At 60.9% G+C, this 21,388-nt stretch carries 20 protein-coding genes; 9 read left to right on the top strand and 11 right to left on the bottom strand.

Going from position 1 to position 21,388, the window contains the following annotated elements; all coding sequences use genetic code 11:
• Positions 1–4 precede the first annotated feature (4 nt).
• The 3 genes from FHU29_RS23695 (at position 5) to FHU29_RS12765 (ending at position 2,795) form a co-directional block, all read left to right on the top strand.
• Positions 5–1,252, top strand: coding sequence for a sensor histidine kinase (locus tag FHU29_RS23695; protein ID WP_064440005.1), 1,248 nt, complete (start codon positions 5–7; stop codon positions 1,250–1,252).
• Entirely contained in the window at positions 1,245–2,306 is a 1,062-nt protein-coding gene (locus tag FHU29_RS12770; RefSeq protein ID WP_064440004.1) for a hypothetical protein, read from the top strand. The genes FHU29_RS23695 and FHU29_RS12770 overlap by 8 nt, the downstream gene beginning before the upstream one ends.
• Positions 2,307–2,468: 162 nt before the next feature.
• On the top strand, positions 2,469–2,795 hold the full coding sequence (locus FHU29_RS12765; RefSeq protein ID WP_064440003.1) for a LuxR C-terminal-related transcriptional regulator: 327 nt from the start codon (positions 2,469–2,471) through the stop codon (positions 2,793–2,795).
• On the opposite strand, the gene FHU29_RS23690 is transcribed toward FHU29_RS12765, so the two are convergent.
• A complete protein-coding gene (locus FHU29_RS23690) occupies positions 2,792–3,403 on the bottom strand; it encodes a helix-turn-helix transcriptional regulator (RefSeq protein ID WP_183377554.1) in 612 nt (203 codons plus the stop codon). The genes FHU29_RS12765 and FHU29_RS23690 overlap by 4 nt on opposite strands.
• A 424-nt stretch (positions 3,404–3,827) precedes the next feature.
• Between FHU29_RS23690 and FHU29_RS12755 the strand changes: the two genes are divergently transcribed.
• Positions 3,828–4,751, top strand: a complete 924-nt coding sequence (locus FHU29_RS12755; RefSeq protein WP_064440001.1) for a proline dehydrogenase family protein — start codon at positions 3,828–3,830, stop codon at positions 4,749–4,751.
• Positions 4,752–4,808: 57 nt separating this feature from the next.
• Positions 4,809–5,747 (top strand): hypothetical protein, encoded by a 939-nt coding sequence (locus FHU29_RS12750; protein WP_064440000.1) that lies wholly within the window; start codon positions 4,809–4,811, stop codon positions 5,745–5,747.
• Here the strand turns inward: FHU29_RS12750 and FHU29_RS12745 are convergent.
• From FHU29_RS12745 to FHU29_RS12725, 5 genes are all read right to left on the bottom strand, one after another.
• Positions 5,650–7,233, bottom strand: coding sequence for a glycosyltransferase family 87 protein (locus tag FHU29_RS12745; RefSeq protein WP_183377553.1), 1,584 nt, complete (start codon positions 7,231–7,233; stop codon positions 5,650–5,652). The genes FHU29_RS12750 and FHU29_RS12745 overlap by 98 nt on opposite strands.
• Complete coding sequence (locus FHU29_RS12740) at positions 7,230–9,401, bottom strand: transglycosylase domain-containing protein (RefSeq protein ID WP_232322950.1); 2,172 nt, start codon at positions 9,399–9,401, stop codon at positions 7,230–7,232. Before FHU29_RS12740 ends, FHU29_RS12745 begins: the two co-directional genes overlap by 4 nt.
• Positions 9,402–9,545: 144 nt before the next feature.
• Complete coding sequence (locus FHU29_RS12735) at positions 9,546–9,965, bottom strand: DUF5318 family protein (RefSeq protein WP_074390842.1); 420 nt, start codon at positions 9,963–9,965, stop codon at positions 9,546–9,548.
• Positions 9,966–10,133: 168 nt separating this feature from the next.
• Entirely contained in the window at positions 10,134–10,556 is a 423-nt protein-coding gene (locus FHU29_RS12730; protein ID WP_064439998.1) for a hypothetical protein, read from the bottom strand.
• A 354-nt stretch (positions 10,557–10,910) separates the two neighbouring features.
• Positions 10,911–11,204 (bottom strand): hypothetical protein, encoded by a 294-nt coding sequence (locus FHU29_RS12725; protein WP_064439997.1) that lies wholly within the window; start codon positions 11,202–11,204, stop codon positions 10,911–10,913.
• A gap of 435 nt (positions 11,205–11,639) precedes the next feature.
• Between FHU29_RS12725 and FHU29_RS12720 the strand changes: the two genes are divergently transcribed.
• The 3 genes from FHU29_RS12720 (at position 11,640) to FHU29_RS12710 (ending at position 13,824) form a co-directional block, all read left to right on the top strand.
• Positions 11,640–12,242, top strand: a complete 603-nt coding sequence (locus FHU29_RS12720; RefSeq protein WP_064439996.1) for a PadR family transcriptional regulator — start codon at positions 11,640–11,642, stop codon at positions 12,240–12,242.
• Positions 12,235–13,311, top strand: coding sequence for an inositol-3-phosphate synthase (locus FHU29_RS12715; protein WP_064439995.1), 1,077 nt, complete (start codon positions 12,235–12,237; stop codon positions 13,309–13,311). The genes FHU29_RS12720 and FHU29_RS12715 overlap by 8 nt, the downstream gene beginning before the upstream one ends.
• 135 nt (positions 13,312–13,446) lie before the next feature.
• Positions 13,447–13,824 (top strand): hypothetical protein, encoded by a 378-nt coding sequence (locus FHU29_RS12710; RefSeq protein WP_064439994.1) that lies wholly within the window; start codon positions 13,447–13,449, stop codon positions 13,822–13,824.
• A gap of 4 nt (positions 13,825–13,828) precedes the next feature.
• Here the strand turns inward: FHU29_RS12710 and FHU29_RS12705 are convergent, their stop codons facing one another.
• Positions 13,829–15,820 carry a cation:proton antiporter gene (locus FHU29_RS12705; protein ID WP_064439993.1) on the bottom strand — a complete coding sequence of 664 codons (1,992 nt, stop codon included), beginning with the start codon at positions 15,818–15,820 and terminating at the stop codon, positions 13,829–13,831.
• 224 nt (positions 15,821–16,044) lie between these two features.
• Here FHU29_RS12705 and FHU29_RS12700 point away from each other — a divergent pair, with 224 nt between their 5' ends.
• A complete protein-coding gene (locus FHU29_RS12700) occupies positions 16,045–16,821 on the top strand; it encodes an LLM class F420-dependent oxidoreductase (RefSeq protein WP_064439992.1) in 777 nt (258 codons plus the stop codon).
• Here the strand turns inward: FHU29_RS12700 and FHU29_RS12695 are convergent.
• The 4 genes from FHU29_RS12695 to FHU29_RS12680 form a co-directional block, all read right to left on the bottom strand.
• Positions 16,818–17,603: an alpha/beta fold hydrolase gene (locus FHU29_RS12695; RefSeq protein ID WP_064439991.1), complete on the bottom strand. Its 786-nt coding sequence runs from the start codon at positions 17,601–17,603 to the stop codon at positions 16,818–16,820. The two genes, FHU29_RS12700 and FHU29_RS12695, sit on opposite strands and share 4 nt — an antisense overlap.
• Positions 17,604–17,934: 331 nt before the next feature.
• Complete coding sequence (locus tag FHU29_RS12690; protein ID WP_064440096.1) at positions 17,935–18,777, bottom strand: carbohydrate ABC transporter permease; 843 nt, start codon at positions 18,775–18,777, stop codon at positions 17,935–17,937.
• Between the two features lie 76 nt (positions 18,778–18,853).
• On the bottom strand, positions 18,854–19,855 hold the full coding sequence (locus tag FHU29_RS12685) for a carbohydrate ABC transporter permease (RefSeq protein ID WP_423785876.1): 1,002 nt from the start codon (positions 19,853–19,855) through the stop codon (positions 18,854–18,856).
• A 74-nt stretch (positions 19,856–19,929) separates the two neighbouring features.
• Positions 19,930–21,189 (bottom strand): ABC transporter substrate-binding protein, encoded by a 1,260-nt coding sequence (locus FHU29_RS12680; protein ID WP_064439990.1) that lies wholly within the window; start codon positions 21,187–21,189, stop codon positions 19,930–19,932.
• Positions 21,190–21,388 lie beyond the last annotated feature (199 nt).

Genomic DNA, 21,388 nt, shown 5'->3' with positions numbered 1-21,388 from the left:
TGCCGTGTCTACCGCAGTACTGGCCACGCCTCACACTCAGGAACAATCGGCCGTCACTGTCGCCGAGCCGATAACCCCGGCCGCGTACCACAAGGTCTTCCGCACATTCGCGCTCGTGCTTGGTGTCGCTGGTGTTTCTCTAGGGCTGCTCAATCAGCAGCGTGTAGCGCGTGAATTCGAGATCTTGCCGTTGTGGTGGAGCATCCCCGCCTTGGCCGCCGTGTTCGCCTCCACCCTCGTCCTGGCTCTTACCGCATACTTCGCGCCCATCCGGATTCTGTGCTTCCTGCTCCGCACCATATCCATCGGTTATGTTCTGGCACTGATCACGTGGCCACTCGCGCACTCTGGGCCGCCGCTCGAGGATGACTTCCGCTGCTGGCTGTGGTCTGTTAACGCGCTCGCGGCAATGGCGGCCGCCGTCGCCTGGCCGCCCCGAATAGCTCTGCCCTACCTGGCATTGATCCCCGCTGGGAGCGTCCTGCTCAACGCATATGCGGCCGAGTACTCCGAATGGGGCAACGTCATTGAAGACATTGCGATGGCGACAACAGCGGCTACCGTCTACGTTTCGATGGGGCTGATCGGTCTCAACACGGGCTGGCGGCTGGACGAAATCAAAGCGAGCGCACAAGCACGCGCGGCGAAAGCGGCCGCCACCGCAGCACGGAACCAGGAACGTGAACGCATCGACGGGCTGATCCACGATGGCGTGATCTCCACGCTCCTCAACGCTTCACAGGGCGGTGACACTGCGGTGCTAGCGCGCCAGTCGCGCCGCACTCTCGATCAAATCGACGGGTTGCGTGCCGGAGTAGAGGCAGCGCAGGCATTCCGTGGCTCTGAAGCAGTCGCGTACTTACGCTCAGCGGCAATGGACATCTCGGAAGACGCAGTCGTCAACCTCGATGCCCCGCACGAGATGGACAGCTTCACAATCCCCGCATATGCCGTGCGCGCGATCGGTGCGGGACTCGCTGAAGCGCTTACTAACAGCATTCGGCACGCCGACGTGCCTGGGCGCACGACGCACCGGACAGTGTCGATATCGATGTACCCCGAGCGGTGCCGGGTCTCCGTGCACGACAACGGCAAAGGCTTCGACCCTCGGAGCACCCCTGCTGATCGCCTAGGACTCGCAGTGAGTATCCGAGGCAGAATGGCACGTGTCCCAGGGGGAAGCTCGCGAGTTGAAAGCACCCCTGGTGGCGGCACCAACGTCACACTTTTCTGGCGGAGCAGCGATGATTGACAGCCCCTTCCGTCACCGTGATATCCCCGCCATCTTGGGTCTTCGCAGCTCAGCAGCGTGGAGTGTGGTCGTGTTCGTGGTGGCGGCATACGTCATCGTCGCCGCCCGCAGTTCCAGCGTCCTCGAATATCCCGTCGTCGCAGCAGTGGCAATCACGGCGATCGCGCTCGGCGGGTTCGCCATCGTATTCGCCAAGAGCGACCCGTTGCCTCTGCGCGCTGCGCTACCGCTTGGCGCCATCGCTCCAGTGCTGGCACTGCTCTTCTCGTTTCAGTTAACGCCGGGAGAACTCCCGCATAACGCCACCTGGTACGTCAATGCTGTGACATTCATCGTGTGCTTCACCGCACTGCGGGGCCGGATCCTGATTGCATGGATCAGCATGGGCATGATGGCTGCCGTGCTGACGTGGTGGGGACTCAGCCACGGTGAGGGGCTAGCGTTCGGGTTCTGGCGCACCGCATTCTCAGCCAACCTGCTGCTGCTCGCGACCATCCTCGCGTTCACGATGCGGCCCGTCGCGCGGACGGTATTCGCGCTGCAGGAGGGGGCACTGCAGCGAGCCGCGGAACAAGCATCCACAACCGCGATACTCGAGGAGCGGGACGAGCGGCTGCAGCGCCTAAATGAGCTTGTGCGCCCACTCCTCGAACTCATCGCGTCCGGCACGGAGCTCACTGCGGACGAGCGAGAAGAGTGCAGGCTGATCGAAGGCCAGCTGCGGGACTCGCTCCGGGCGAGGGCACTCGCCGTCGCGCCCATCCAGGAATCAGCGAAGCACGCCAGGCAGCGCGGGGTCGACGTTGTCCTGCTCGATGACGGTGGCCTCACCGGAGCCAGCGCCGAAATTGTGTCGCGGGTGCGCAAAGCGATCAGTTCAGTCCTCGACGACGCGCTGAACGGCCGGGTCACGGCCCGAGTATTGCCGAATGGGCGCGACGTATTGGCGACGATTCTCAGTACTAGCAACGATTTCACGACAAGAATCACAATTAACAGACACGGCGAAACAGAGTGGAACCGTGAACCGACCCGCGTCTCTCCAACATTGTGACCAGTCGATCGCACAGAGAAACTACCTGTTGCCCCTAGTTTTAGGGGCACTAGAACTAGGGGATTTCCAACTAATCGGACATCGCCTAATGTTTGCATTATCGGAGGTGGGTACTCCCCTCACTCCGGCAAGATTGACAACACAGAAGTGAGGTCCGATCTCATGAGTGCCCCATCACCTCTGCATCCACAGCACGAGGTCGGCCAGGCTCGCACGGTCGAGCCCGCCCTTCGGCACCTCGCACTCGTCCGCTCGGCCCGAAATCGGCCCGCACTGTCCCCGCGCGAAATCGAAGTTCTGCGCGCCTGGTTCGCAAGTGATTCAAAAACAACGGTGGCCAGTAATCTTTCAGTTTCCCTCGGTACAGTGAACACCCACCTTGCCCGCGTTCGCTCGAAGTACGCCGCGGTTGGCCGCACCGCGCCAACGAAGGCCGCGCTTGTAGCCCGCGCGCTCCAGGATGGACTCGTCCAGCTCGAGGAACTCTAGGCTGACGACCAGCGGTTGTGGCATGGACACGGAATAAGCCCATCTTCCAGCGCGCATCGCAGCAGGCCCACCTTGCCCTCAGCAGGGCGACCAGCAGAAATGTACTTTGCTCGCGCCCTGTCGAGGTGAGTGGACACCGTAGTGGGGGCAACGCCAAGCTCCGCAGCAACTTCGCGCACTGTCATGCCCATCGTGTAAGCGATGACCGCGTCCTTCTCCCGCGCAGAAAGTTGTGGTGCAGTCCGCGCAAATCCATCGTCCGCTGGTCCGATCAAGCGTTCTACGGTTGAAACGACAGTCTTTGTATCGATTGCGTAGTGCAGCCACGCCGCATCTGGTACGGCAGTTGCCATCACTGGGTCACGCGCACCCAAAACGACCACCGGCGCGTCACGGGGTGCTAGCACCCGGAAACGGTCCGCGTCACGCCCTGCACCAACTGTGCGGTAGATAACGAGGTCGAACGTCGATGAGCCGTTTCCCGCGTCAACTTGCGCAGCCCTGTACCCGCGTTCCCTCAGCAGTGCTGCCAGAGCGTCATCCAGGAAATCGCCGCGGCCCACGATCCCGATCCACTTGCCCACCGCTGCCGCCTCGACAAGCCTCACTTCGCCACTGCCCCTCTCGCTTGCACGTCCCGACGGATGTTTCGCCGCAGGCATCTGCTGGACGCGTACGCTACCTGCATTGAACGCCACAGAACGGGCATGCACAATCCGGCAATATTGCTGTCGGACAAAGAACCGACACATGATCGCCGAAATAGGCGCACAATCGGATCATGGGCAGCACGATTAGTACCCTCGCAACACGGCACCGACGTCGGACCCGTGCGGTCAGTTCGAACGCGGGCACACCCCCCAGTTAATTCCACAGAATCGGTCAGACCTGGGTGGAAGTGGGTCCAATCGCGATGATCCGGTGACACCTGCGAGAATAATCTGCAGCAAAACCCGGGAGAGGAGCTACTGGTAATTACGAGGATCTTTCTCACTAACCAATACCGACAAAATTGACTTCAGGGGTAAAAGAATGCTCCGCCGCTTATTGTTGAATGCATCGGATTCACCGCGCGCCCGGCACTTCACCGAGAACAGCCGTATGGCGCGCCCGCTCGTAAGCAGGTTCATCGCAGGCGACTCTCTCGAGGCCGCGTTGCCCGTAGTTCGCGAGCTCGTCCAGGACCGGTACGTGAGTCTTGATCATCTTGGTGAATTCACAACCGACGACTCAATCGTGCGTGATGCGGTCACCCTCTACACCGATGTACTCGACAAACTCGCTGACGACGGGATTGCCGATCGTGTCGAGCTCTCCGTCAAGCTCTCCTCACTTGGATCAGCCCTCACGCGCGACGCGTTTCCTGCCACGCTGGCTGCGGCGCAGGAGATTTGCGCGGCCGCGGATGCTGCGGGGACGTGCGTAACGGTCGACATGGAAGGAGCTGGGACCACGGATCTCACGTTGTCCGTTGTCCGTGAACTTCGCCGTGACTTTCCGAAGACCGGCCTAGTTCTGCAAGCCCACCTGCGGCGCACCGAAAGTGACTGCCGCGAGATCGCCAACTCTGGTACCCGGGTGCGCCTTTGCAAGGGTGCGTACCAGCACCCAGCGGACGCCGTCTACAGCACCCGCGAGGAGGTCCGTGAATCCTTTCGCAGGTGCCTTTCGATCCTCGTGAGCTCCGATACCTACCCAATGGTGGCGACGCACGACCCCCGTCTCATTGATTTCGCGGCGGGCCTCGCCGCTCGCACCAAGTGCGGGCGCGGCGATTTCGAGTATCAGATGTTTTACGGCATCCGCCCCGCAGAGCAGGTGCGGCTTGCAGCCGAGGGCGCGAAAGTCCGCGTTTACGTCCCATTCGGGACGGAGTGGTACCCCTACTTCATGCGGCGACTTGCAGAACACCCGTCAAACCTGTTCTTCTTGCTGCGGGGCGAGGGCCCCGCCTAGCCGAGATCATCTCGTACACACGCCAATCGATGATCCGCCCCCACGCAAGGTGTTAATGTGATCTGCACCACAGCGCTTGGGGGTATGGTGGCCGAACCTGCGAACGGGATCTCCGCGATGAGCGCGCACCGCGCAGGCATTCTCATGTCCATACTCACCATTTGCCTGCTCATCGCGTCAGCTCCACCAGCCACCGCAAGTGAAGAACCCGACCTCACCCTCCCGAGTGAAGCTCTTAGTCAGGCGGTCTCGTGCCACGCCGGTCATGAGGTACAGCTGGGCAGGCGGCCCGAACCGCTGCTCATCGTTCCCGGGGCAGGAGTTGCCGTGAGCCAAGGACTCCTCGACGAATTGCTCGGCGCTGGTCACACCGCGTGCGTTCTCGCACCGCCGGATATCCATGCGCGCAAGCCGCATCTCTACTCCGAGTATGTCGTCAACGCGGTGCGCGCGATGGAGGCGGTCCACGGCGACCGTATCAGCGTGGTCGGTTCCGACGATGGCGCCACGATTGCGCTCGGAACACTGCACCAATGGCCTTCCGCTGCCCCCGCGGTGAAGTCCGTAGTCAGCATCGCGCCGCGCTTCTCAACTCCCCTGCTAGCGTCCGGCGAAGCCGCGGCGCGCTGGTACTCGACTTTCGAGAACCGCAGCCTGCCTACCGGACCCAGCTATACAGCCGTCGTTCACAGCAACGACGCCCGCACCCTCGCAGGCCACATCAGCCTGCCTGAGAACTCGCCGCCCCTGGCGGCCATGACGGTAGTTGCGGTGCAGGATGTCTGCCCGTGGCAGCCTCCTGAGGCACGCATTATCGGGACGCCGGCTGAGGACCGGCTCGACGATCTCCTCCGCACCCAGAACTTGTCGCTAGCCGACGACCCAATCGCACAGAAACTCACGGCCGAAAGTCTGGCTGTCCCTGCCGCAACTGATGTCCCCTCGGATGCAGCCATTTCGGCAGCCATCGCGGGGGCGCGTCAGGCTTGCCAGTGATGACACCACCGACAGGATCATCGACACCATGCTGGCGAACCAGGTCTTCCTCCGGCCGGTAGATCTGCCTGATAATCAGCACGCAGAGGGCAAGAACCGCGAGATCACGAACGACGACTGTGGCCGTAAACCACTGCTCTGGCAGCCCTTTGTTGCTGATCCCGTGGTAGTACATCATTCGCGGCGCCCACACTAGGGCGTCTACGGCCATCCACGCTAAGAGGATGCGGACGTGCGGCAAAGCGAGAACTGCAAGAGGCACGAGCCATAGAGAGTATTGAGGACTCCACACCTTGTTCGTCAGTAAGAAACCCGCGACTAGCAGGAAGCACAATTGCGCGACACGGGGCCGGCGCGGAGCGGTCAGCGCTATATAACCGACCCCGGCGCACACAAGCAGGAAAAGTAACAGAGACACCAAATTCAGGATTGATGGACTCTCCCCCGGAAGAAGTGGGCCATCGAAACCTTGCCAGCCTGTGAACGTGCGAATGACGTTGTAAATGGAGTCCGGGTCCATTCCGCGTTCACGATTGAGACGGAAGAATTCATTCCAGCCATTCGGATAGAGCATTGCGATTGGCAAATTGATTGCCAGCCACGTCGCCGCCGTCGTCGCTACTGCTTGCATCCACGAACGCAGAGTCGCAGACCGGATCGCGAGTACTAAAAAGGCCCCGAGTAGAAAAACCGGATAAAGCTTCGCCGCAGTACCCAGCCCGAGGAGCATGCCCGCCAGCATTGGCTTCTTGCGGCTCCACGCGAGGAGCCCTGCTGCGGCGAACGCCGTCGCAATGGCGTCGAAGTTGGTGAAAAGGTGCACAATCACAAGTGGAGAGACCGCGACAAGCGCAGCATCCCAGATCCGCCTACCTGCCAGCAGCGCTGTCGCCCAGACGGTGACGAGCCAGGCTAGCGCGAGCCCCACCGCCGAGACATTGAAATAGACAACTACCGGTAGCGCTCCCGGAAGAAGACCCGCGCGGGCTCCCTCCGACCACACGCTCCCGATCGCCGCCGCCGCGAACTGGTAGAGACCCGTGAGCACGGGATATTCCATATACCGGGTTGTGATCGACCCGTCTGCCGCCTCTTGTTCCAGAGCGGTCTTGTAGGGGAAGGCGAGCTGATTCAGTTGATGCACTCCGTACAAGGGAACCGTATCGGAGTAACACATCGCGACGTACTGACGTCCGTCACGCCAGTCGATCGTCTGCGCTCCGTCCGGGCCCCCGGGATACTGCTGGATACATGCAGCTTTGCCGAGCCAGCCGAGCGCCATAACAGCGACAGCGATCAGGAGGACGACACGCAGCGGCGTGAGGAAACGTGCCCGGCCGATAAGTGCGTGCTTGCCCACCGGGCCGCCGATGGCGGTACTGAGGCGTCTCACCGTCGGGTCGGTGAGACTCGGCAGTTCCCGATCGGCCTTCGTGAGCCCTGCCCGAAGGGCCTGACCTGATTGACGTCGCCGGCTGACCGTCACGCAGCGTCAGTGGTTGCCGGTGCGGGCGTCGTTGTCACGCCCTCACCCTGTCCTGCCGGATTGCGACCACCGCCGGGTACCACGCCACCGCCCGCGCCTGGGTTAGCCCCACCCTGGCCGGGGCTGCCCTCGCCCTCGTCGCCTTCGTCGTCATTGGGCTCAGGCGGGGTTCCGCCGTTGTTGTTACCCGGGATCGGGATCTCCACGGTCAGACCTGGGGCGATCTCAATTGTCGCGGTGGACGCCGGTTCGTCCTCCTCTTCCGTCGCCTCTTCAGTCTCTTCAGGCTCTTCAGTCTCAGTCGGCGGTACGTAGACGGGGACACCAGAGACACCACCAATGGGGTCGGGCGTCGGGAACGATTCCCATTCGGTGTTGACCAGCGCGGAGTCCATCGTCGACTTCCAGATCGTCGCGGGGATACCCGAACCATAAATCTGGCCGCCCCAGGCGTTCACAAGCGGATCACCATCGTTGGTTCCCACCCAGACCGCTGTGGACAGCGATGGCGTGTAGCCAATCATCCAGGCGTCACGGTTGAAGCCACTGTCACCGAGCTGGGTCGTCCCCGTCTTCGCTGCCGAGGGTCTGCCGCCAGCGAGCGCGTTGCCATTGGAGTAGGCCGCGATCGGTTCCATCGCGGAGGTCGTATTGTCCGCGACAGCAGCCCGGAGCCGTCGTTCACCGTTCGGATTCCCACGGTCGAACAGCAGGTTTCCGTCTGCTGTCACGACCCGCTCGACGAAGTACGGCTCGTGGTACTCACCCGAAGCTGCGAGCGTCGCATACGAGGACGCCATGTCGATCGGGCGGACCTGGTACTGGCCGAGCACAATACCGTTGTTCGGTGGATCACCATTTTCGGTGAGAGCCTCGTGGTTCAGTCCACGGATTTCGCGGGGGATGCCGGCTTTGTGCGCCGCGTCCTTCACGTCGAGTGGCCCGCGATCAAGCGAAAGCATGAGCCGATAGAAGGACGTGTTCAGCGACTGTTTCAGTGCTTCAGCAATCGAGCAGCGTCCACAGCTAGCGCCACCGACATTCCGGACGGTGATGCCGTGCATAGTGACCGGGCTGCTATCGAATGGCTGGGTAACCGGAATACCCTGTTCCAAGGCTGCAACGAGACCAAAAACCTTGAAGGTAGAACCTGTCTGCAGCGGTGCTTGCGCGTAGTCGAAGCCCGTACCGTCGGTGCCGCCATAGTATGCGCGCACGGCGCCACTGCGGGGATCCACAGACACCACCGCGGAACGAAGATTGTCGGGCTGGCCAGACAAGTTGTTCTGGACTGCGCGGACCGCCCCCTCCTGTGCAGTGCTGTCGATAGACGTGGTGATCTGCAGGCCCTCGGTGTTAAGGGTCTGCTCCGTGATGCCGAGGGAATGCAGCTCATCGATGACACGCGACCGAATGAGGCCATTGGGCCCCGGCGTCGTCGTTGCTGCCGTCGCCTCCTCTAACGACCGGTACTCCGGGTATTGCGCCGCAGCACGTTCACTCGCGCTCATAGCGCCGATGGCGACCATGCCATCGAGTACATAGCCCCAGCGGATTTCGGCAGCTTCGCGGTTCTGCGCTGGATCCAGACGCGACGGCTGCTGGATCGTAGCCGCAAGGACCGCGCCTTCTTCAGGGGTGAGGTTGCTGACGGGTTTCCCGAAGTACGCTTCCGCGGCGGAAGCAATTCCGTACGCGTTGCGGCCGTAATAGATGGTGTTGAGGTACGCGACCAGGATGTCGTCCTTCGACCACTCCCGCGCCATCTTCGTCGCAATGACGAGTTCCCGCATTTTGCGAACGAGTGAGCGGTCCGCTCCTACCAATGCGTTCTTCACATATTGCTGCGTGATCGTCGACCCGCCGCCTGCGTCGTCACTACCGAGAACGTTGTCCCTGACAGCTCGCGCGAGGCCGGTCACAGAGAACCCCGGGTTCGTGTAAAAGTCGCGGTCCTCCGCTGCGATGACCGCATTCAGAACATGGTCCGGAATCTGGTCAATCGAGACTTCGACACGGTTGCCTTCCGGCGGAACGATGCGAGCGAGCTCGGTTTCACCATCATCCATAAAAATGGTCGCCACCTGGTTGGTGGGAATGTCGCCCGGCCGCGGAACGCTCGCCGCAACGTAGTAGGCCATGAAGGTTCCGATGGGAAGCACAAGCATGACGACGAACGCAACCGCGATGAGCCGCAGTATCAGGCCCTTGCGCGATGTGCCCTTCGTCGCTGCTGGCCTCTTCCCAGCAGATGCACTTCTGGTCGAACTCACGATGAAACTCCAGTCCTCGCGGTTAACATCCGGCCCGCATCATTCACTGGCGGTCCGGGCACTGCGCCGCGTCCTTGTCGATCGCGATCGCCGCGGCGGCGCCTCGCCGAGAACATACGACTGCACTAGATGGTTCCAGCTGCACGTCCGGCAAACCTCGACTACGTGCACCGTGAACTCATCTTTTGTTTGTGCCAAGCGAATGATCTCATCGTTGCTCCGCGCGGAACCCGATACGGTTCCCAAGCGGTCACCGAACACCCAGGATACGAGCGTTACCTGTTCCTTACGGCAAATCGGGCACACCACAGTACTTGGCCTACCGTGAAACTTCGCAGCCCTTAGGAGATAGGGGCTCGCGTCACACACCTCAGCAACTCCGACCTTGCCAGCGAATACTTCAGCCAGGACGGAGCGACGCTGAAGCGCGTAGTCCACGGTCTGCCGCTGCGATCGCACATAGACCAGAGTACGTCCGAGGTCTACCGAGCAGTCAGGCTGGTGGCGCAATTCGTAAACCAGACACCTTCGTGATGTCCGACACTGGCCGCCCCGCGAGACGAAAGCGGCCCGGAGTACATACGTATGCACCTCCGGGCCGCTTTTCAGGAAACCTCAGTCGCCGGCTTAGGAGCCAGTCCCTCCGTTCCCCTCTTCCTCAGGCATTCCAGTATCACCACCGGTCACTCCGGCTTCACTGATCGGGGTTTCTTCGTCACCCTCGAGCGCGCACATCGCATCGATCGAAAGCAGTGCCGAATCAATCTCTGCCTCACTGGGGTCCTGCTGGCCCTCTTGCTCGAGGTAGTCCGTCACTGTTGTGCGCTGGGTCTCAGGATCCTGCTCAGCAAACTCGCCGCACGTGGTGTCGCCCCCCTGACCGAAGAAGTCCTCGACGTCTTCCGTCGCGGTGTCGCCCATGTCACCGAGCGTGTCACCCGTGTCCTCGAGCACGTCGTTGCCGTTCGCGTCGTCACCGCAGCCAGCCACCGCGAGCGCCGCTGCCGCACCGCAGGCCGCAAAGACTACGCGAGGATTCTTCAGGTTCATTCGCACTCCTTATCTGGTTCCGGGCAATCTCCGAATGCAGTAAGTCAGCACGACAATAACGCGTGGTGCATGTATGCCGCCAAACGCAACTACCGCCATCCCTGACTGCCCGTCAACATACACGAACGAATCAGGCGGTGAAACTATCCTGAACGTTTAAACGATTCCGTGTCTATCGCAAGCCACCCCAAAGAAGCCATTACTCGCCCTATCCGGAAACTATTCCTTAGGGAGTTATCCGACTCTCAATGCCAGCTCAGCGGATTGTCGACACAGAATTATGAATGCGCCTGCACGCACCCCGGGGGGAAGAACACACCACCGAGGTCAGAGGTCAGGCTCACGTGCCAGCGGCTAGAAGCCCGATCCGCCCTCGGTGCCCATTCCGCCTTCTTCAGGCTGCATACCTGGGTCTTCAAACATGCCGGGGTCTTCATACATGCCCGGGTCTTCGTACATGCCCCCCTCGTTGGGGTCCATGCCGGGATCTTCGTACATCCCGCCGTCGTCATTCATCACACCGTTGTTTGTGCCGTTGTCGGTAATACCGTCGTCCGTCGTGCCATCGTCATCACCACAGCCGGACAGCGCCAGTGCGGCAACAGCACCACAGGCGGCAAATGCTACGCGCGGGCTCTTCAAATTCATCGGCTCTCCTTATTTACGTCGCGAGTGCTCGTCACGTACAGCGGAGACGTCATCTGGCATGGTCTGGCATAACCAGACTCAGCCCCTGCTGACGCCACGGTACCTGAATGTCTCAAAGGCAGAAAGCAACCCCTTGAATTAGCGCCTCACAATTCGGATTAAAGCCAGCTCAACCGGGGGCTTCTACGAGCTCATCAATAGTATTTCTCTAGCCAATTTAAATGCTTTTCCCGACATTCAGGATTAATCGCACTGCATCAAAAGTGCAACTGGACCAAGCTACTGCCGGGCGTGTCACCGGCTCCTCGGTAGCGGCCCGCTGCGGCTTCTGGTAGCGAGCAATATATCGGTGCGATACAGTTGGCTATCGCATCGCCACGCCTGCACGTGGCACACACATCAGGTCTGTCCCATGAGCGCCCGAAGGAGGTGGCAGTGCTCGAGCTCGCGATTCTCGGCCTCCTCCAAGAGGCGCCCATGCACGGATATGAGCTGCGCAAGCGACTCACCGGACTCCTCGGGCCCTTCAGGGCGTTCTCGTACGGCTCGCTGTATCCCGCGCTGCGGCGGATGCAGGCGGACGGGCTCATCGAGGAGGATCCGCAATCCGAGGGGACAGGGCTTCGGCGACGCGCCCGGAAGGTGTACGAGATCACCGAAAAGGGCCGGAGCCGATTCGCAGAGCTCGTGGCCGACACCGGGCCACAGAACTACAGCGATGATGGATTCGGGGTTCACCTGGCGTTCTTCAGCCGCACACCGGCCGATGCACGGTTGCGGATCCTCGAAGGACGCCGCAGGCAAGTCGAAGAACGACGGGAAGGCCTTCGCGACGCGATTCGCCGCGCCACGAGTCACGACCGTTACACCCGCCAGCTGCACCAACTCTCTCTGGAATCAAGCGAGAGGGAAGTGCGCTGGCTTAACGAACTCATCACAGCCGAAGCCAGGGCAGCCAGCCGCAGCGCCGGTGCCACCCTGCCTACTGAGCCATCCAGCGAGCTTCACCAGAAAGAAGGAGATCCCGAACATGGGTGACAATAAGGTACGCGTCGCGATCGCAGGCGTGGGGAACTGCGCCTCATCGCTGGTACAGGGCGTTGAGTACTACAAGAACGCAGATGACACCGCCACCGTCCCCGGGCTTATGCACGTACGTCTAGGCCCGTACCACATCAACGACGTCGAGTTCGTCGCTGCCTTCGATGTGGATGCCAAGAAGGTGGGTACTGATCTCGCGGAAGCAATCAATGCGAGCGAGAACAACACCATCAAGATCGCAGACGTTCCGCCGAGCGGCATCATCGTCCAGCGTGGGCCCACCCTAGACGGCCTGGGCAAGTACTACCGCGCCACCATCGAGGAGTCGGACGCCGAAGCCGTCGATGTGGTCCAGGTGCTCAAAGAAGCCCAGGTCGATGTCCTCGTGTCATACCTTCCTGTGGGGTCCGAAGAAGCCGACAAGTTCTACGCGCAGTGCGCGATCGACGCTGGCGTGGCATTCGTCAACGCGCTGCCCGTGTTCATCGCTTCAGACCCGGTCTGGGCGAAGAAGTTCGAGGACGCCGGCGTGCCGATCGTTGGTGACGACATCAAGTCCCAGGTGGGTGCCACAATCACCCACCGTGTCATGGCGAAGCTGTTCGAGGATCGCGGTGTACAACTCGATCGCACGATGCAGCTGAACGTCGGCGGCAACATGGACTTCAAGAACATGCTCGAACGTGAGCGCCTCGAGTCGAAGAAGATCTCCAAGACCCAGGCAGTGACGTCGAATATCAAGCGTGAACTTGTCGCCAAGGACGTTCACATCGGACCCTCCGACTACGTCGGCTGGCTCGATGACCGCAAATGGGCTTACGTCCGGCTCGAAGGCCGCGCGTTCGGTGATGTGCCCCTGAGCCTCGAGTACAAGCTTGAAGTATGGGACTCACCCAACTCCGCTGGCATCATCATCGACGCTGTCCGTGCGGCGAAGATCGCCCTTGACCGTGGCGTGGGCGGACCGGTGTTCTCTGCTTCGTCCTACCTCATGAAGTCCCCGCCGAAGCAGCTTGCTGATGACATAGCACGTACGCAGCTCGAAAGTTTCATCGACGGCGAATAGGCATCACAGCCTGCGGAAAGCGGGGTCACAGTCACATCGGCTGTGACCCCGCTTTGTTTCGCGCAAGTATCGCGCGGGCCTGATCGGGTACTCCTCCAACGGCAGACAGCGCACCACAGCCCGAGAGGAGCGACCGTGAGCGATCAAAACAAAGGCCAGCCTGGGGACATCACCGGCGGCGACCCCGTCCACACCACCCCGGAAGAGGCAACTGAGGAAGAAGAAGCCCAGCGCGTCGACAAAGAGGACAGCACAAGCAGCAGCAGCAGTAAGGCTGCAGGAGCTGTTCCAGACACATCTGAACTCGACCCTGAAGTCGTCCGGAAGGCCGAGGAGGAGGTCGCGGGGATCAACAAAAAGTACAAGCCGGGCGCTCGCCCCACCGTAAGGGTGCCCGACACCGGAGGCACGGTCACCGGGACGGCCTTCGCCGAAGACTTCGCTGATCACGAGGAAAACAAAGACATCATCGAGGACTACGAGGAGCGCCGCGAAGCGGAAACCGAGGAGTGAGTACTCACTCGCCAGCCTGCTGAACCTCCGCGGACACTCGTTCCGATGCTTCGTCCGCGACCTGCTGCGAAAGCACTCCGGCGGACACCATTTGCTGCAGAGCCTCAACGATCGCGATGCGGCTCAGCGCCTTGGCCTGGCGGCGGCGCAGCACACGCTCGTCGAGCTTCTCGGAAATACCGAGGTTCTCGAGAGTCGCGCTGGCCATTTCCTCCCAGTGCGCGAAGAGCCCCTTCGCGATATCGACGTTCGCGACCTCCACATTAGGAAGGGACTTGAACAACTCAAGCTCATCCGCTGCATTGTGAGATGCGAGCCGCCGGGCGCAGATCTCGATATAGCCGACCTCGTCGAGATCCTCGCCGAGAGGGGGCGGAAGTTTCCCCAGGGTCCACCGATGCAGTCTGGCATACCACGGCAAACAGGCCCGTCTAGCCTCATCGACCCGAAGCCCTCCCGCACTGACCTCCTCGATCTCGTCATCAATCTCCTGCATGAGGGTGCGCGTCGCGATCGGCGGCAACAACCCCGCGTCACTGAGGTTCTGATAACTCTCGCGCTGAATATGCAAACCGCGGAGTTCCAGAACGTCCACTTGTTCCTGTGCTGTGAGCCGGGTGCGAGCGAGCTGATCCCGGGCATCAGCTTCTGCCACATCGAGGTGAGCCGTGACGAGGTCGTCGGTGAAATTCAGATCCGCTAGCCGCTCTCGCGCGGACCGAACCCCCACCATGCGCGCAAGAGCCTCCAGATACTCATCCTTGCGGCTAGGTTTATCCAGCCCGAGCGCGTGGACCACAAATGAAATAGTCGTTGCGTTGATGAGCAACGTGGCAAGCACCACTCCGCCCGTCATCGCAATGAACTGGTCACGCAGCTCCCCTAATTCCAGGGGCAGCGCGAGAGCCAGAGCAAGTGCGACACCACCGCGCAGACCGCCCCACACAACGACCGCGGAATTCCGGTTGCCGACCCGGGGCATCCTCGCCAGCCGCTCCAGCGTCAGCACAACAGGAATGACGCCGAGTGGACGCGAAATTAGCACCGCAGCGATGCCTAGACCGATCGCCGCGAGATTGTCCCGGATCAGCTGGAAATCGAGTGCGAGTCCGATAAAGAGGAAGAGGAGTGCATTCGCCATGTAACCGAGTGACTCCCACAGCTCATGGAGCAAGTCACGCGCCGCGTGCTGCGCACGGCTTTCGAGGAGTCCGCCAACTGTGATACCGGCCGCGACCGCAGCCATAACCCCGGAGGCATGCAGTACCGCCTCCGCAAAGACGAAGGCACCGTATGCCACCGCAATGGACATCGCAGCAGCAGCGAGACGATCCAGAAGCGGCAATAGCAAGACCGCCAGCGTGCCAACGATCGCACCGGTCAGAATTCCGCCTGCGACGACGACAACGAAATCCACAGCACCCGCGCCTACAGAAAGGGTTCCGGTGACTGCTGCAACCGCGAGGATGTTGTACAGCACGATCGCTACCCCGTCGTTGAGCAGACTCTCCCCCTCGACAAGAGTGAGCAGCCGCCTGGGAACGCCGAGTTCACGAAAAATCGCAACCACGGCAACCGGATCGGTCGCCGAAATCAGTACTCCAAATAGTAGCGCCGCAAAAATAGGAACGCCGAGAAAGGTCGTTAGACTTGCTCCAACGATGAGCGCAGAAATCACGAGTGCGACAGATGCTAGGGCGCTGATCGGAAGTAGATTCCGCATGAACTCTCGAGTGGAAAGCCCCAACGCTGCCTCGAATATGAGGATCGGTAAGAACAGATGGATGAGAAGTTCCTTGAACCCTTCGCCGCTCAGCAGTTCAGAAACGGCGAGATTTGCTCCCATTTCAGTTGCGAGTAGTCCCGCGACCGCGAGAACAACGGTGAGCTGAATGTGGATCTTACGGGTGATCAGACTGATCAAAACGGCTGCACCCAGCAAGAATGACACTTCGAGCAAAGCTCGCGGGAGTTGCTCAACCAGATCCTCGGGCATCGGGCACCTCAGGTTTAGCCGTAGTTGATCTAACGGTGCGCCTGCCTATACCTGTGTGTCAATACCACAATTCATGACGAAAAGTTTGTTTGGCGTGGTAATGGTCGAAAGGTGTGCAGAAATTTGAGCCGACAATTCCACGGAGCCAGCGTGCGGATCAATCATCTCACTATCTGCCACCGGTGATGATGCGCAACCGCGCCCGCCAAGGTATTAGTGGAAGCATGGACCGCCCCCTTCGAATCGGTGTACAGATCCAGCCCCAGCACGCCCCCGACTACGGCCTTATACGTGACGCTGTACTCCGCGCTGAAGATGCCGGAGTCGACGTCGTGTTCAACTGGGACCACTTCTTCCCCCTCTACGGCGAACCCGATGGCCCGCATTTCGAATGCTGGACCATGCTCGGTGCGTGGGCCGAGCAAACCGAGCGAGTCGAGCTCGGCGCGCTCGTCACATGCGGTGCATATCGCAACCCTGACCTGCTCGCCGACATGGCGCGGACTGTCGACCACATGTCCGGAGGCCGACTGATCTTCAGTATCGGCTCCGGCTGGTTCGAGCGTGACTTCGACGAATACGGCTACGAATTTGGCACCAAGGTTTCCCGCCTCAACCTGCTCGCCGAGTACCTGCCTAGGATCGAACAGCGATGGAAGAAGCTCAACCCGCCTCCCACGCGGACCATGCCAGTCCTGATCGGCGGTGGTGGCGTCAAGAAGACATTGCGCCTCGTCGCGCGGCATGCAGACATCTGGCACAGCTTCGGTGACCTCGAAACTTTCACATACAAGTCCGGTGTTCTTGCTGAACACTGCGCGACCGAGGGCCGCAATTCCAGCGAAATCGAGAGGTCAATCCAGTTCCCCGGCGTGGCCGACGCCGACGAGTTCGTCGCTGCTGGCGCGTCATTCTTCACCGTTCCCATTAACGGCCCGGACTACGACATGGCACCTGTCATCGAGGCAATCAAGTGGCGGGACTCCCGAAACAACGGTTAACGTCCGCTGCTGCCTTCGATGAGAATGGCGGCGATCTCCTCCGGATCGTCGATCATCGGGACGTGCCCGATCCACGGCATCACGATGACGCGCGCCTGCGGAAAAGAGTCCCGCACTTTCGCGGACTCGTAGACGGGCAGAATGAGATCGCCGCCACCCCACTGCACCGTGACCGGGATCGATGGGTCAACCTGCGGTGAGTACGCCCAGTCTTCGCCCTGGATGACATCGATCAGTGTGTTCGAGGTCAGTGAGTCGAGATCGCGTATCGCGTCGTCTGGGCTAACCCGCCACGGCCGCCCGAAGAACGCGCCGAGGGCGACGCTGCGCCCGATTTTGGTGTTCAGCAACGGGCGACTGACTGGTTTCGCTACGCGTGCAACTGCCCGCATCGCGAGGAAAGTCTTATTTGTTCGCACCCGATCAAGTTTGCTGACCCAGAAGCCGCCCGGCGAAAGGGCGGTCGCTGACGCGACAACGCCGCGGGCGGCCAGCTCCAAAGCAAGCCAGCCACCGAGCGAGTTCCCCGCGACGTGAACCTCATCGCCTTCCGGCGTGATTTTCGGAAGGAACCCTTCAACCTCATCTGCGAGGGCCTGCAGGCACTTCTCACCTTTGGGCAGTTGGGGGGACTGCCCATGGCTCGGCAGGTCGATTGTGACGACGCGCCGGTGCTTCGCCAGCAACGGGATCACCGGATTCCACGCATCCTGACAGTGCACAATCCCATGGATCAGCACCAGAGTGGGGCCCTTGCCGAATACGCGGTACGCGAGGTCCATGTCCCGATTATCGCCGCTTACCCGGCGGGGTCGGCACGGGGGTGGACAGACCCCCGTCGGCCACACACCCTCTGCCCCGACCAGGACCCGCCTACAAGGGGTGTGTGGTCAGGATTCAGGGTGTCTGGTGCGCGCGCGGGTTCGCGGACTCGTCGCCACTTCCGATATGTAAACCAGAGCAACGTCACACATACGAGCAGCACTACCGATGGGCCGAGCGCCACATCACCCCGGAAGATAACGGCCACTGCACTGAAGAAGGCTATCGCCGTGAAGAAGCTCAAGAACCCAAGGAGCACTTCGAGGCGCTGCCGCAATCCGACCGGGTGCATCAGCTCTTCACACCGCCGGCCGTCAATCCAGAGACGATTCGCCGCTGGAAGATGAGCACCATGATCACGAGCGGAATGGTCACCAAGGTTCCCGCGGCCATGATCGCCGAGTACGGCTGCGCGAACGGATTGTCCCCAGAGAATCGGGCAATAGCGACCGTGACGGGCTCGGTAGACCGGTTCGAGAGGAGGCTTGCTAACAGGAACTCGTTCCACGTGAAGATAAAAGCCAGGATGGCGGTAGTGAACAGTGCAGGCGCAGCCAGGGGAAGCATGATGATCCGGAACGCCTGCGCCCGTGTAGCGCCATCGACGCGAGCTGCCTCCTCGAGTTCCCATGGCAGGTCTCCGAAGAAGGACGTGAGCGTATACACGGTCAGCGGCAGGACGAACGAAATGTTCGGAATGACGAGGGCCTGGTACGTTCCGATCCAGTTGATGTCTGTGAACAGCTGGAACAGCGGCGTAACCAGCGAAACGGTGGGGAACATTGCGGCGCCGAGAATCACACCCGTGACGACATACTTTCCGCGAAAGTCCAGGCGGGCCAACGCGTAAGCGGTGAATATCCCCAGGAGCAGCGCGATCGCGGTAGTGGCCGCACCGATTATCAGACTGTTGATAATCGCGCCCATGAAATCATTTCCTGCACGCGGCGTGAGTGCGCTGCGGAAGTTATCGAACGTGACGTGCGTCGGCCACGGCGTGGTATTGAATGTGTACCGGTAATCGCGGAACGCGGTAACCACCATCCAGTAGAAGGGCGCGAGCCCCCACACCAAGATGAACCCGACGCCTAGGTAAGTGCGAAGAATCTGAGTCCTGCGCTTACGCTGCGCGATCGCTTTTGCTGCCGTGACCTTTCCAGAATTTTCGCGCGCGTGCGGACTAGGCGGCGCCGTTGTTGCGCTTACCACGTCATGCGCCCCTTCGCTCTGCGTCCTGCGTTCGAATAGCGTTCGCGCCCAGCCATTTCACCATGATGAATGCGACGCCGAATATCATTAGGAAGACGAGTGTGGACAACGCGGACGCGCTGTTAAAGTTCCCCTGCCTGATATCAGCGACCACCAGAATCGACACGGTCGTGGTGGGCGACGCTCCCGAAACTCCGTGCAGAATTGCGGGCAAGTCGTACATCCGCAGCACATCGAGGGTTCGGAACAAGATCGCGACCATGAGCGCGGGCTTGACGAGAGGAAGTGTGATCTGGGTGAATCGCTGCCAGGCGTTGGCTCCGTCAACCTTCGCTGCCTCATAGACATCCTGCGGAATCATCTGCAGCCCCGCAAGAATCAAAAGAGCCACGAAGGGCGTAGTTTTCCAAACATCCGAAATGATGACCGCGAATCGCGCAGCCCAATCGTCGGTGAGCCAGCCGACCTGCCTGCCCATTATCCGATTCGCGATGCCCTGATCGGCGAAAATGAAGTACCACAGCTTCGCGGTGACCGCCGTCGGGATAGCCCACGGGATCAGAACGCTGGCGCGCAGCAAGGAACGTCCCATGAACGTCCGGCTCATGATGATGGCCATCCAGAATCCAAGCACGACCTCCACCGTGACGGTGACGGCCGCGAAGAAGAACGTGACGCCGACCGATTCCCAGAAGTTCGAGCACAACGTTCCCGGCGGACAGGAGATCGTCTCCCCGAGAGAACTCGTTGTCTGCTGGAAGATCCACCTGGTGTAGTGCGCGAGGCCCGCGAACCCGCCGTCGATGAATCGGCCCGTGTCCTGATCAAAACCCCGGTCACTCTGGAATGACAAGTACACCGCACGGAGTACCGGGTACATGATGACCACAGCGAGGATGACCATTGACGGCGCGATGAGATAGACGGGCCGCCAGTCGCGTTTCCTGCGCGGTGGGCCAGCCTGCTGCGGAGGCAGCGAAGGGCCAGCCTGCTGCGGAGGCAGCGAAGGGCCGGAGGCATTTGCACCTCCGGCCCTAGCCGATTCAGCCAAGTGAATCTCCTTCAGTCCCCCAGGAGTTAGCGTCCTGCGGCGTCGATCGCGGATTGCATGTCAGCAATCGCTTCATCCACGGACTTGTCGCCACGGATTGCAGCATAGGCATTGTCGCGGATCGCAGTCGAGATGGCCTCGTAGAACGGGGTGACTGGGCGCGGCTCCGCGTTCTGCAGTGATTCTTTCAGCGCCTGCAGGTAGGGGTATTCCTCGAGAAGTTCTTCGTCGTCATAGACCGATTCGAGGACCGGCGGGAACGCGGCCTCCATAAAGGAGCGCTGGTTCTCTTCACTCTGCACGAACTCGATGAAGTCTCGCGCGGTGGCCTTGTTCTCGGAGAAAACGCTGATGCCGTTGTTGTAGCCACCCAGCGTCGACGCTCCGACGCCATCCTTGCCTGGAAGCGGAGCGACAGCAAAGTCGCCTGCGATCTCTGACTCGTCACCCTCACCGATGGCATACATGTACGGCCAGTTGCGGGCGTACATCGCGTCGCCGCCCGTGAAGGTCAAGTGTGTTTCTTCTTCGGAGAATCCTGTCGCACTCCGCGGGATCACACCATCTGCGAATGCGTCGACAAGCAGTTGAAGTGCTTCACGAACCTCGGGGGTATCAACCTCGGGTGTCTGGCCGTCATCACCGACAATTGCGCCACCGAAAGCATTGACGGCTTCCGAGACATTGACCGTGAGTCCTTCATAGTTGCGGAACTGACCGATGTAACAGTCGATTCCCTCATCAAAGGCTGCGGGGCACGATTCAATCAGCTCATCCCACGTCTCCGGAGGTGTCTCCACAAGATCAGTCCGGTAGAAGAGAAGTGCGCCATTCGTGTTCTGGGGTGCCGCGTAGAGAGTGTCGCGATAGGTGGCGCTCTCCACGGTTGCGGGTAGGAGTCCCGATGTCTCGATGGCGAGTTCGTCTTCGAGGGGCTGCAGCCAGCCCTGGGCCGCGAACTCCGCGGTCCACACGACGTCTAGCGCCATAACGTCGTACTGCCCGTCCTGGGCCTGCAGGGACTGCACGAGAGCGTTGCGCTGCTCATCGGCTTCACCAGGAAGTTCGATGAACTCGACCTGCTCATCCGGGTTGTCTTCGTTCCAGCGATCAATGACCTGCATCATCACTGCGGCGTCATTCCTGCCCATAGCGAAAGAAATAGGCCCGCGGCCGTCGAGGTTTTCCTCGGCCGCCTGGTCAGCGCTCAAGGGGTTAGAACACCCTGTCAGCAGCAGCGCGGTCGCCGCACCTGCTGCGAGTAGCGCTCGTGGGATCAAGGACATCGTCACTCCAGTTCTATCGTGCCTCACAGTGTCACACCGTGTTACGCAGCAATCACCGTCGGCAAACAGTGTGCCCTCTCACACCGACAAATAGCGGCATTTGCGTCTCGACACTGCATCGATCAGCGTGCCCGCCTGCAGAACAGACCTGATTTGCGGCCTACTGCATTCGTGTTCTCCGGGCGTCTCCTCTGCCGTT

It is taken from the genome of Hoyosella altamirensis (assembly GCF_014191505.1).
GTDB classification, from domain to species: domain Bacteria; phylum Actinomycetota; class Actinomycetes; order Mycobacteriales; family Mycobacteriaceae; genus Hoyosella; species Hoyosella altamirensis.
The sequence above is the reverse complement of the archived record's forward strand: the minus strand, read 5'-3'. Positions and strand labels throughout refer to the sequence as shown.

Excerpts from the sequence above, each read along its gene's own strand:
- FHU29_RS12770 (WP_064440004.1), top strand. The coding sequence starts at position 1,245 with ATGATTGACAGCCCCTTCCGTCACCGTGATATCCCCGCCATCTTGGGT.
- FHU29_RS12765 (WP_064440003.1), top strand. The coding sequence starts at position 2,469 with ATGAGTGCCCCATCACCTCTGCATCCACAGCACGAGGTCGGCCAGGCT.
- FHU29_RS12755 (WP_064440001.1), top strand. The coding sequence starts at position 3,828 with ATGCTCCGCCGCTTATTGTTGAATGCATCGGATTCACCGCGCGCCCGG.
- FHU29_RS12740 (WP_232322950.1), bottom strand. The coding sequence starts at position 9,401 with ATGCTTGTGCTTCCCATCGGAACCTTCATGGCCTACTACGTTGCGGCG.
- FHU29_RS12730 (WP_064439998.1), bottom strand. The coding sequence starts at position 10,556 with ATGAACCTGAAGAATCCTCGCGTAGTCTTTGCGGCCTGCGGTGCGGCA.
- FHU29_RS12725 (WP_064439997.1), bottom strand. The coding sequence starts at position 11,204 with ATGAATTTGAAGAGCCCGCGCGTAGCATTTGCCGCCTGTGGTGCTGTT.
- FHU29_RS12715 (WP_064439995.1), top strand. The coding sequence starts at position 12,235 with ATGGGTGACAATAAGGTACGCGTCGCGATCGCAGGCGTGGGGAACTGC.
- FHU29_RS12705 (WP_064439993.1), bottom strand. The coding sequence starts at position 15,820 with ATGCCCGAGGATCTGGTTGAGCAACTCCCGCGAGCTTTGCTCGAAGTG.
- FHU29_RS12700 (WP_064439992.1), top strand. The coding sequence starts at position 16,045 with ATGGACCGCCCCCTTCGAATCGGTGTACAGATCCAGCCCCAGCACGCC.
- FHU29_RS12695 (WP_064439991.1), bottom strand. The coding sequence starts at position 17,603 with ATGGACCTCGCGTACCGCGTATTCGGCAAGGGCCCCACTCTGGTGCTG.
- FHU29_RS12680 (WP_064439990.1), bottom strand. The coding sequence starts at position 21,189 with ATGTCCTTGATCCCACGAGCGCTACTCGCAGCAGGTGCGGCGACCGCG.